Origin of the sequence: Sphingorhabdus rigui (assembly GCF_014196595.1) — a bacterium.
Lineage (GTDB): Bacteria > Pseudomonadota > Alphaproteobacteria > Sphingomonadales > Sphingomonadaceae > Sphingorhabdus_B > Sphingorhabdus_B rigui.
On sequence record NZ_JACIEA010000002.1, the window covers coordinates 484,701 to 496,572 of the forward strand.

Genomic DNA, 11,872 nt, shown 5'->3' on the forward strand with positions numbered 1-11,872 from the left:
AGCACAGCCGAAAAGGACTGGTAAATAAAATTAACGCATGCTTTTTGCATCTTCCAAGATCATGGCCGCACCCTTTTCGGCGACCATCACCGTCGGGGCGTTGGTGTTGCCGGATGTGATGGTCGGAAACACCGATGCGTCGATAACACGCAAGCCGTCCACACCATGCACACGTAAGCGGACATCAACCACGGAGGTCGCTGCATCCGGCCCCATCATGCAGGTGCTTGTTGGATGATAGACGGTATCGGCGCGTGCCCGAAAATCCGCGAGCAAGGCCTCATCGCCATCGACATGCGCGCCGGGAATGAGCTCTTCGGTGATGATATCCGCAAGCGGCTTCGTCCGCGCAATTTGCTTCAGCAATCGGTTACCGGCCAGCACATCGTCAATATCGGCTTGCGTTGCGAGATAGTTGGGGTGGATGACCGGATATTTGGCAGGATCGGCGCACGCGAGTTCAATATGCCCCCGGCTGGTCGGACGACAGGGGTTATGCGATAACAGAAACGCCGAAAATGGATCCGGGTTGAGCAGCTTTCGTTCCGACAATGGTGTTTTCGTGTAGCTGACCGGACTGAAATATAGCTGCAAATTCGGGTGCTTTTGCGTTGCATCGCTGCGCACAAAACCCCCGCTTTGATTGACGCTTAACGACAGCGGCCCCGCCCGGTCGGCCATATAGCGCAATCCAGCGCGGATTTTGCCCACGAACGGGTGCAGCACGTCGTTCAACGTTGGTGTGCGGACCTTATAGAAATAAGACACTGCAATATGGTCCTGCAAATTTCGGCCAACGGCCTTTGCATCGACAATGGGTTCGATACCGACATTTTTCAGATGGCTTGCATCTCCGATACCCGACAGCATCAACAATTGCGGGGAGTTAATCGCGCCGCCGGACAGGATAACTTCGCGTCGCGCCTTCGCCTCTAGTTGTGCGCCTTTGCATGTGTACGCAACGCCAACTGCGCGCCGTCCCTCAAACAAAATGCGCGTCGCGTGCGCCATGGTCTTAAGCTTCAGCGTCTTGCGCTTGCGCGCCGGATGCAGAAACGCGTTCGCCGTCGAAGCGCGCCAACCACCGCGTGTGTTGATTTGATAATAGCCGACGCCTTCAGGCTTGCCGCCGTTGAGGTCGTTGCTCGCAGCAAAGCCTAATGTCTGCGCGGCTTCAATAAAGCTGCGGCAAATGGGATGGGCAAAGGGCGAGATGTCGGTGACATGTTGCGGCCCACCCTGACCATGGTGCGCGCTGTGCCAGTCAAAATCCTCTGACTTTTTGAAGTAGGGCAGGACATCATCCCAACCCCAGCCTGCATTGCCCAAGGCTTTCCAATCATCGAAATCGCGAGGCTGCCCGCGCACATAGACCATCGCGTTGATGGAACCTGATCCACCGACGACCTTGCCGCGTGGCCAATAGCTCTGCCTGCCGCCCAGCGCCTCAACGGGCGCGGTATCGTACATCCAGTTAATCCGCTTATCGAAAAAGGTGCGTCCATAGCCAATGGGCATTTGGATCCAGATCGAACGATCGCTTCCCCCGGCCTCCAACAACAAGACGCTATATTTGCCATCTTCGGTCAGCCGGTTGGCCAACACACAACCTGCCGTGCCTGCGCCGACGATGATATAGTCATATTCCTCGGTCACTGGACGGGGTGCTGCGTCATTTCAAGGTGCAACATATCGCCGGTATAGGGATTGGCACGGGCGACATCTTCGTTCAGTTCGACCCCCAAGCCGGGCGCAGTCGATGGGATGACATGCCCCTCTTCAAACCGGATGGGCGATTTCAAAATTTCCGTATGGAAACCGCCCCACGTCTCAATGCTCTCAAGAATCAAGAAATTGGGTGAACAGGTCGCAATCTGGATGTTGGCAGCACCAACCACTGGTCCGCAATACAAATGCGGCGCGATCTGCACATGATCAACTTCGGCCATTGCGGCAATCTTCTTGGCTTCCAATATGCCGCCCACGCGCCCGAGGTTCATTTGCAAAATTGCAGCCGCGCCTGCGCGCAGCAGCCGCGCGAAATCATATTTGGTTGTCAGCCGTTCACCGGTTGCAACGGGTATGGACGTTGCCCGTGCAACCTTGGCCATCTCCTCCGGCGCATCGGGGGGTACGGGTTCTTCCAACCAGAGCGGATCATATGGTTCAAGTCGTTTGGCGAGCCGGATCGCGCCTGCGGCCGTCATTTGACCATGTGTCCCGAACAATAGGTCCGCTTTCATGCCAACCGCTTCGCGCAGGGACTTTGCAAACCGCTCGCACAGGTCAAGCGCCTCCAACGACAGCTGACGTCCATCAAACGCCGAATATGGTCCAGCAGGATCAAACTTCAGCGCGGTAAAACCTTGGCTCAGATATTCTGCCGACCGTTCTGCCGCGAGGTCAGGGTCGTGATAAACATCCTTTGTGTCGCCGGGCCGCGGGTAGATATAGGTGTAGGCGCGCAACCGTTCGTGCACTTGGCCGCCGAGCAGCTTATACACCGGCTTGTTGGCTTCCTTGCCAATGATGTCCCAACAGGCCATTTCGAGCGCGGATAAAACACCCATGAGCGTGAGGTCGGGGTGCTGAGTAAAACCGCTGGAATAGACGCGGCGCCACATATTTTCGATATCGTGCGGATCATTGCCGGCGACGTAACGCGCGAACACATCCTCTATCATTTTGGCAACAAGATGCGGCTCGAACGGGACGCAATATGCCTCGCCGATACCCGACACCCCGCTGTCGGTTGTCAGTTTCACGAACACGAAATAGCGGCCGCCAAAATGCGGTGGCGGATTACCAACGACGAAGGTTTCGATATCGGTTAGCTTCATGGAACGCGGAACCCACTGATCGATTTGATCTCAAGGAAATCACGCACACCAAATTCGCCATATTCGCGGCCATTGCCTGACTGTTTATACCCGCCAAATGGTGCCATATAGTCTTGGCTCGTGCCATTGATGCTGACACCGCCCGCCCGCATTAAACGCGCAACGCGGCGTGCGCGGTCCAAGTCACCGGTCTGCACATAGGCATAGAGCCCATATGGGGAGTCATTGGCAATCGCGATGGCCTCCGCTTCATCCTTAAACGGAATCAACACCAGCACCGGACCAAACACTTCTTCTTGGGCAATGCGCATCTTGTTGTGAACGCCCGCAAAAACCGTAGGTTTCACATAATAGCCGCGGTCAAAGCCATCGGCCCGGCCTGTGCCGCCGGCAACAAGCTTTGCACCTTCATCGATCCCGACCTGGATCAGGCCCTGTATCTTGTCATAATGTGCCTTGCTGACCACGGGGCCATAATGCGGGCCCTTCTCCATCGGGTCGCCAAGCTTCGCGGCATTCGCAACGCGGGCGGCAATCGCCACTGCTTCGTCGTAGACCGATTGTTCAACAAGCATGCGGGTCGGGGCGTTGCACGATTGACCAGTATTGCCGAAGCAATGCAGCACACCGCGCGTGACCGCGGCCTCCAAATCACTGTCGGCAAAGACGATATTGGCGGACTTGCCACCCAGTTCCTGCGCAACGCGCTTCACGGTATCTGCGGCATTTTTGGCGATCTGAACGCCGGCGCGCGTCGATCCGGTAAACGAGATCATATCGACTTCAGGGTGGCTGGTCAGCGCGTCACCGACGGAAGCGCCCGTGCCATGGATCATATTGAACACGCCTTTGGGGAAGCCGGCTTCCTCGACCATTTCAGCAAACAGCTGCGCCGACAGCGGCGCCATTTCACTTGGCTTCAAAACCATGGTGCAGCCCGTAATCAACGCGGGACCAACCTTGCACACGATCTGGTTGATCGGCCAGTTCCACGGCGTGATCAGCACGCAAACGCCAATGGGTTCGTGCGTAACGATGCCATCTGTACCAACATCATAATCCCACGCCATTTCGCGCACGGCCTTAACCGTTGCGCGTAAATGGCCGGGGCCGCTTTCCGCCTGCGCGTCATGCGACAGATCGTAGGGCGCGCCCATCTCGGTCGAAATGGCGGTGACCATTTCACCATAGCGCCGTTCGAAAACAGTGATCAGCTTTTCCACCAACGCAATGCGATGCTCAAGCGTGGTCGCGGCATATCCGTCAAACGCAGCGCGTGCGGCTGTGACGGCCAATTCGACATCGTCACGGCCACAAACAGCGACGACGGCGCAGACTTCTTCTGTCGCAGGATTGACTGCATCCACTGTTGCAGTGGACGTCGCAGGCAAAACCCACGCGCCATTGATATAAGACTTCAGCGGCGAATTAGACATATCCAATGGCTCTCTTTTGATCTTCAATAATGTATTTTTCGGCGCGCCAATAATGCCACGCCGCCCACAGGCCGGTTGGTGCGAGAATAAGCTGCGCAAGGCGAAGGGAATCTGCATTGCCGCCACCCGTTGCGTCAAAAAAGTCACTGAGGCCACCGACAATTGTAGGCGCGATAATCAGATTGAGGACATTGGCTATAACCAAGGATATGGCCACGGCCATTGCCCGCATTTTCGGTGCCGCCAAATTCTGGCACAGTGCGAATGCCGGACCGATGTAGAAATAAATGGCCGGGATGAACAACCACCACATGAACTGTGCCACCCCAAGATCCCGTGTATAATATGCAAGGAACGACGGGATAGTGGCCAATGCCGTTACCACGGCCAAAAGCCGGGCGATTTTACGCGGGTCGGTATAAGTCGGGCGTGCCACCACCCATGCCGTCAATAATGACGCCCCAATGCCGCCAATAAGATAAATCCAGCCCAGCATACTGCCGGCTTCGCCCTCATCCATGCCATATGTACGCTGCATGAAAAGCGGCGTGAACCACATCAATCCCCAGCCCCAAAATGCAGACAGGCCGCTTCCGGTCATCGCATGCACCGCCGATTTTTGCGACCACAGAAACCGCAGCGTTTCCATGATTGTAGGCGCTTTATCTTCGGTGACGACATCAAGGCGCCCGCGCTTCGGCTCCTTAATCGTGACCATGATGATCAGCGCCAAAATGATCCCGGGCACGCCCAACACAAAGAAAGCGGCGCGCCACCCATGTGATGTAGAGACAAAGCCCGCAATGTCCGAACCAAGCCACGCCCCGATAGGCGCGCCAAGTGCAAACACGGTCATAGCCATGGAGCGCCGGTCGGCGGGAAAATAGTCAGCGATAATGGAATTGCACGCAGGTGTGCCGCCAGCCTCACCAATGCCCACGCCAACGCGGGCCAATAGCAAATCAATATAGCCCCGCGTGTAACCCGTGACCGCCGTCATGAGCGACCAGACGGCAACCGATGCCGCGAGCAAGTTGCGGCGGTTCGTCCGGTCACACAACCATGACAAAGGGATGCCCATTGTCACATAAAAAAGCGCCAGCGGAAGGCCAAGCCATGCGGTCTCCGTATCCGTGAGGTTCAATTCTTTGCTAATGGGTCCAAGCAATGTCGACAAAACATAACGGTCAGCAATGCTGATCGTGTACACCAGCATCATAATGATGAGGACATACCAACGCTGCCCCAGCGAGGAGACGTCATCGACCTTGACCGGTGCGTTCGGTGCGTTGCTAGCCATATTCATTCCCCCTAAAATTATACCAAATCCGGCCCAAGAGCATCGCGTAGCCCCTCAAGCCAGGGTTCAAATTTCTTCCACTGGTCAACCCCATCGCGGAAGATTGGCTGGCGGACCTGCTCGGAACTAGGCGTACGCACGCTCCGCTTAGTCTTGTGGAACTCTATGCATCCAGCCTCAAATGGTAGACCGCAATAGTCAAGGATAGTTCGCACGCTGCCCTCGAGATCGTCAATCAAATCCTCGTTTCTTACGCGCAGGACGCGGCCGGGAAGGACTGCATCCCAATGATCCATAAGCTCGACATAGGTGCGATAATAGCGTGCGATATCCTCAATGCCGTATGTGAATTCCTGACCCTGCGCGAACAATTGCTTAAAGTTACTGAAGCAGCACGCCATCGGATTGCGGCGCGCATCGATAATCTTGGCATTGGGCAAGATCAGATGAATTAGGCCGACATGCCGGAAATTATTGGGCATTTTATCGATAAAATAGGGCCGACCCAGAACCCGATTGGGCATCGTGTCTGCAATATATTGTTCACCAAAACGGCGGACGGCTTCTTCATCGAGGTCCGGTAGCACACCGGGGTAGCGCGGATTGTCGAAATTGAGTTCGCGTCCCTGCAACTCTTGAACGATCCGTTGGATGTCAGGCAATTCCTGCGTGCCTTCAACCATGCTATGTGACGCGAGGATCTGTTCGATGAGCGTCGAACCTGAACGCGGCAAGCCAAGCACGAAGATCGGTGCGGGGTCGTTGAGGCCCCAGCCGGAACGCTCGGCAAAAAACGGCGTTGTGCACACGCGCTTCTGTTCGCGGGTGTTTGTTTCGAAAACTTCTGGGATATAGCCGTTGCTTTCACGGTGCATCCGATTGCCCCGCTCATAGGCAGCCCAGGATGCGGCATAGTCGCCTTGATCCTCTAGCGCCTTGCCCAAGGCAAACGCGATGTGGACGCGGTCATTTTCGGCGGTATCGGCAGCGTCAAGCCGTTCGCGCATCACCGCGATGGATTCGGCCGTGAAGCGATATGTCTTGAGGTTAGCGAGGCTCCACCACGCGTCACCGAAATCGGGCCGGTCGACCGTCGCGGCCAGATAGGCTTCAATAGCCTCGCCGGTCAGTCCTTCGGTCTTGAGCGCATGGCCGAGCCAAAGGTTGAGATCGGCGCGGCGAACCCGCGCATCGATCGTATCCCCCGGAATTTCGGACAGCATTTCCCGGTATTCGGGGATCACTTTTGAAAAACTGCCCAAACCGACGCTGATCGTTGCAGCCTGCGTGCGATGGGCGTGGTTGCGCGGATCGCGCAGCAACAGTGGTTCCAACGCTTCACGCGCTTGCGGAAATTTGTGGCGCGCGATCAGCACCTGCACATATTCATGACGCGCCTCGTCATGGTCCGGCACCATCGCCAGAACACCTGCATAAAGCGTTTCTGCATCGTCGAGCACGTTGCGCAGATGACCGATCTGTGCAAGCAGACGCATCGCTTCGGGATGGTCGCCTGCCTCTATAAGAAAGCGGCGGATCAAAGCCTCGGCGGCATCTATCTCGCCATCGCCATGCAGCACTTTGGCGTGAACGATGGGCTGCGGCAGGCTGGAGAGGCTGGCTGAATGGCGGGCAGCGAGGTCGGCGTTCCGGCTATCCCCCGTCATGCGATACAGCCCATCGAGCATGTGCCACGCCATGACCAGCGCCGGGTTGATCGACACTGCCGTGCGGAGACACTGTATCGCGGCCGCGGCGTCGCGCTTGGCGACATGACACAGGCCGCGCTCAAGGAACATCTGGCTAAAATTTGGATGATGCGCCTCAAACCGCTCCAGTGCAGCAAGGGCCGCATCGGTCTGCTTCATCATGCGGAGTGAATGCGCCTCAATCAGCAATAGGTCGCGGTTCGAAGGATGATCAGACAACAGACGCGTTGCGCCTAAAACTGCGGCCGCATAATCGCCGTCGGCCTGAAGCGTATGAAGTGCGCTAATCTCTAATGCGAGCGCATCGGCGACGCGCAGTGCGGGTTCGTTCTGGTCAGAAGTTGGCAAGTCTATTTGGGTGGCCATTCCGCACTTTCCTATCGGCGAGCGCCGCGTTCTTTATAAAAATCGCAGTGCGGCCAGAAAGCAAGGGGCGGCGCTTGTGGCGCCGCCCCTTCCCATTCAATCATCGGCAGTCGATTACAGCTTGGTGCCGATCTTGATGCCAAAGGTCCGCGGACGTACGATCGTCGACGTCTTGATGTACTGCGCAGAGTTCGTGAAGGTCGACGCTCTGCTGTTAAACAAATTGTCGGCAAACAGCGTCACTGTCCAGTCATCACGCTTGAAACCGACTTGCGCGTCAGTGAGGGCGTAGCTTGGCATCTTGTAGCGCAACACGGTCGTTGCGGGAACAATTACGCCGTTAGGCCCAAGGACGTTACCGTTAGCCGCAACGTCACCCGACGGATAGGTCGCTGGCTGGTTGTACATCGAGCTGGTGTAATTCACGCCACCTGAAACAAACCATTCCATGCCACCTGCACCCGCAAAATCATAGCGTGCACGGATATTGGCTTGGAATTTGGGGCTAAACGGCGTGATGCCACCAATATCGCCAAACGGGCTTTGGACCGGCTTGACCACGCCGCCCGAATAGACCTGCGTGATGCACTGCCCGAACGACGACACGCCTGGGTTGTTGGCGATGAAGCAAGGCGAGTTCGCCTGCTGGCTGTCATTATACGAACCCGAGCTTTGGATCGTCAGCCCGTCCATCGGCCGAGCAGAGATCTGCGCTTCGATACCCTTGATCTCATAAGTTGGGCCGTTGGTCGCAAACGCGGTGTTACCGAAGCCAGCCGCTGGGTTGAAGAAGCCAATCTGCGTGTCTTTCCATTTCATGAAATAGGCAGACATGTTCAGCGTCATCATACGGTCGAACAGGTCAGTCTTCAGACCCATTTCATAGTTGATCAGATTGTCCGGACGATAGGCAGCTGGAACGAGCAACTGGTTAGCGTGCGGCGCCACGGGATCTTTAACGCGCGAGGAAGCCCCGCGGTTGAAAGCACCTGGACGGAAGCCTTCGCTGTACGTCGCATAAACCAGCGTGCCTGGCTTTGGCTTCCACGTGATCGTGCCCTTGCTCTTGAAACCGCTATAGGTCGAATTCAGGTTCTGCGCATCAAGGTTGTTGCCTGTTACGCAGACCGGAACTTGATAGCAGCCCGCATTGAACGACGAATATACCGATCCGGTTTCGTAGTTATCATAGTGATAATAACGCGTACCGCCCGTGATCGTCAGGGTTGACGTGATGTCAAAATCGACCGATCCGAAGAAGGCGTATTGATCAAAGCCACGTTGAATGTCCTGACCAAAAGCAACGCCAGGACCGCGTGGTCCCGCTACGTTGAGCGTGGCAGCTGGGTTCGGCGCAACATTACCCATGCAGACCGTACCAGCAGCCCTAATTTGCGCTGCTGTGAGCGACAGACCGCAGCTTGGGATGGACTTGTAGGACCAATCCATGTTGTCTTCAATCGCGAACGCTTCATAAAACGCACCGGCAATGGCGCGCAGACGGCCATCACTCGGCGTCGAGATACGGAATTCATGGGTCTCGTGCGTATTCTTGACCTGGTCCTTCCAATATCCGGTCGGCTCATAGCAATAAGGCGCAGCGCCATACGTACCAAAATAGTAGTTGGCTGCACCGGTGCACTGATAGAAGATGCCGTATGTCGCACGCGAATAGTTGGTGTAATCACCCTGCTGCGTGATGTTTCGCGAGAGATAGGCGCCGGTGTAGACCAAACTGAAATCGCCGACCTTGCCGTTCAGCGTCCAAGCGGTGTTGGAGTAATCATCTTTGCTATACTGCGGCGAGAACAGCGTGGAAGAAAGTCCCGTCAACGGCTTGTAGTCATAGTCATAAGTCTGGACCGCAAACGTGCCCTTCGTATCGAGGCTCTGGTAAGCCTGGCTTACAAGCAGGTCCCAATCCGGCGCGACTTGCCAGCTCAGCGCGACGCGGCCACCAGTATAGTCAACTGGGTTGAAGTTATCTTCAACGAGCGGGGCGTTGTCATACTTACCGCCCTGGCTCTGCTGAGCCGCGGTCAACCGATTACCATTGCCATTATAGGCGAGGTAATATGAACCAAGATCGGTCGGTTCGCGTGTAAATGTCGAGTATTTATTGTCGATATAGCCGCCACGATGATCGGCATAGACAACCGCGCGGATCGCGAGCTTGTCTTCAATGATCGGCAGGTTAACCATCGCATTGAACGAACCGTTTGCTGCACCGCCCGAGGTACCGCCAAAGCTGCCTTCGACCGCGCCTTCAAACTTGTTGAGCTTGGGCTTGTTGGTGATGTAGCGAACCACACCAGCCTGAGCGCCACCGCCGAACAGCGTCCCCTGAGGGCCTTCAAGCACTTCGACGCGCTCAATGTCAGCGAGATACACGTCGGCGTTACGTGCCGGGAATTGCATCGACTGGTCATCGAGATACAGCGCGACGTTCGGGAAGCCGCTGATCGTTGCCGACGACTGCTGACCGGCAAATCCAGCCGACAGACCGCGCATAAAGATCGCGCCGTTGCCCGGACCATTGTTACTGAAAGTCACGTTGGGCGTGTATTTGATAAGTTCGTTGATCGAGGTGATGTTAAGCTCGCTCAGCGTATCCGTGCCGAACGCCTGGATCGTCATCGGCACGTCTCGCAGAGACTGATCACGACGGTTGGCGGTAACGACGATGTCACCGGGGGCAGCTTCGTCTGCTGAGGCCTGGGCCTCCTGCGCGAATGCGGGGACACTGCCGGCCCCTAATGCTGCCAGCACAATCGCCGCAGTCGAAATTTTCAAATAACTTTTCAATTTTCTTCCCCTCAACCATCCCCAAATTTTCTGGGGGCTCCAATTCTCCACCAATAAGACTGAAACTGGAGCTCCCGTCAAGCAACTGACCAAATTTTCGTGATTGGTAAATTAAATTCCCCAACCAATCATTTCATCTACATGTTGCGATTAGAAGACCTAATATATGGATGAGAGCAATGGATAGCGTGGACTTCGACGGCTACGCGGTCCCACGTTTTGCGAGATGAGGAATGATAATGCGCATGGGAGCAGATTTTGTACTGTTGATAGTTTGCGACGACCGTAAGGGTATCGTCGCAGCGGTGGCCAATTCGATTGCCAGCCAGGACTGCAACATCGTCGAAAGCTCGCAATATGGCGACGAGGTAACCGGACGGTTCTTTATGCGGATCGCCATCAACTGCCCCGCTGATGTGACGACGGAAAGTTTCGAGGCGGCGTTCCTGCCTGTTGCTGCGGCGTTCCGGTTGGAATGGCGCATTCACGATTTGCGTAAGAAGCTGCGCGCGATGATCATGGTCAGCCAAGGCGGCCATTGCCTGAACGACCTTCTCTACCGCACAGCAACCAAACGGTTGCCGATGGAAATAACCAGCGTCGTTTCCAACCACCAAAATTGGCAGCGCCGCGCAGAGCATGAAGGCATCCCATTCCATCATTTGCCGGTGACACCAGAAAACAAGCTGGAACAAGAAGCCAAGCTGCTGGCGATGGTGGAAGAACAGAATGTCGATCTGGTCATCCTCGCCCGTTATATGCAGGTGCTTTCAGACCAGCTTTGCCGGAAACTCGATGGGCGCGTTATCAACATTCATCACAGCTTCCTGCCGGGCTTCAAAGGCGCAAAGCCGTATCACCGTGCCTATGAACGCGGCGTCAAAATGGTCGGTGCTACGGCGCATTATGTGACGCCCGACCTTGATGAAGGTCCAATCATTACCCAAGACGTATCGATCGTTGACCATGCCGATACGGTTGACGATTTGATAGCGCAGGGGCAGGAAACCGAAAGCCGGGTTCTGTCGCGGGCGGTCAAGCTTCATCTGGAGCACCGCGTGATGCTGAATGGCAACCGCACGATTGTGTTCAAATAAAAGGGCGCAATCCGCCCAACGATTTGGTTAAGTTTAGGAGACCCGATTACCATGAAGACGCGCGCAGCAGTTGCCTTTGAAGCGAAGAAGCCACTTGAGATTGTCGAGCTTGACCTTGAGGGTCCCAAGGCGGGCGAAGTCTTGGTTGAGATCATGGCGACCGGCATTTGCCATACAGATGCCTATACGCTCGATGGCTTTGACAGCGAGGGGATATTCCCAAGCGTGCTTGGCCATGAAGGCGCAGGGATCGTGCGTGAAGTCGGCGCAGGTGTGACCAGCGTAAAGCCCGGCGATCATGTTATTCCATTGTACACGC

General features: G+C 55.9%; 8 protein-coding genes. 2 read left to right on the forward strand and 6 right to left on the reverse strand.

What is annotated here, in order from left to right:
- Nucleotides 1–30: 30 nt before the first annotated feature.
- The 6 genes from GGR91_RS11750 to GGR91_RS09960 all read right to left on the reverse strand — a co-directional run bounded on the left by GGR91_RS11750 (nucleotide 31) and on the right by GGR91_RS09960 (nucleotide 10,456).
- The gene (locus tag GGR91_RS11750; RefSeq protein WP_183942020.1) at nucleotides 31–1,656 is read right to left on the reverse strand and encodes a GMC family oxidoreductase; all 1,626 of its coding nucleotides are present in this window, start codon (nucleotides 1,654–1,656) and stop codon (nucleotides 31–33) included.
- Nucleotides 1,653–2,840, reverse strand: coding sequence for a mandelate racemase/muconate lactonizing enzyme family protein (locus GGR91_RS09940; protein WP_183942021.1), 1,188 nt, complete (start codon nucleotides 2,838–2,840; stop codon nucleotides 1,653–1,655). Before GGR91_RS09940 ends, GGR91_RS11750 begins: the two co-directional genes overlap by 4 nt.
- Nucleotides 2,837–4,276, reverse strand: a complete 1,440-nt coding sequence (locus GGR91_RS09945) for an aldehyde dehydrogenase family protein (protein WP_183942022.1) — start codon at nucleotides 4,274–4,276, stop codon at nucleotides 2,837–2,839. Before GGR91_RS09945 ends, GGR91_RS09940 begins: the two co-directional genes overlap by 4 nt.
- Complete coding sequence (locus GGR91_RS09950) at nucleotides 4,269–5,576, reverse strand: spinster family MFS transporter (RefSeq protein WP_183942023.1); 1,308 nt, start codon at nucleotides 5,574–5,576, stop codon at nucleotides 4,269–4,271. Before GGR91_RS09950 ends, GGR91_RS09945 begins: the two co-directional genes overlap by 8 nt.
- Before the next feature lie 17 nt (nucleotides 5,577–5,593).
- Nucleotides 5,594–7,651: a tetratricopeptide repeat-containing sulfotransferase family protein gene (locus GGR91_RS09955; RefSeq protein ID WP_183942024.1), complete on the reverse strand. Its 2,058-nt coding sequence runs from the start codon at nucleotides 7,649–7,651 to the stop codon at nucleotides 5,594–5,596.
- A gap of 114 nt (nucleotides 7,652–7,765) precedes the next feature.
- Nucleotides 7,766–10,456: a TonB-dependent receptor gene (locus tag GGR91_RS09960; protein WP_183942025.1), complete on the reverse strand. Its 2,691-nt coding sequence runs from the start codon at nucleotides 10,454–10,456 to the stop codon at nucleotides 7,766–7,768.
- Between the two features lie 245 nt (nucleotides 10,457–10,701).
- Here GGR91_RS09960 and purU point away from each other — a divergent pair, with 245 nt between their 5' ends.
- Both purU and GGR91_RS09970 read left to right on the forward strand, forming a co-directional pair.
- On the forward strand, nucleotides 10,702–11,553 hold the full coding sequence (purU, locus tag GGR91_RS09965) for a formyltetrahydrofolate deformylase (RefSeq protein ID WP_183942074.1): 852 nt from the start codon (nucleotides 10,702–10,704) through the stop codon (nucleotides 11,551–11,553).
- A 51-nt stretch (nucleotides 11,554–11,604) separates the two neighbouring features.
- The coding region (locus tag GGR91_RS09970; RefSeq protein WP_183942026.1) for an alcohol dehydrogenase catalytic domain-containing protein at nucleotides 11,605–11,872 on the forward strand (268 nt) is incomplete at its 3' end.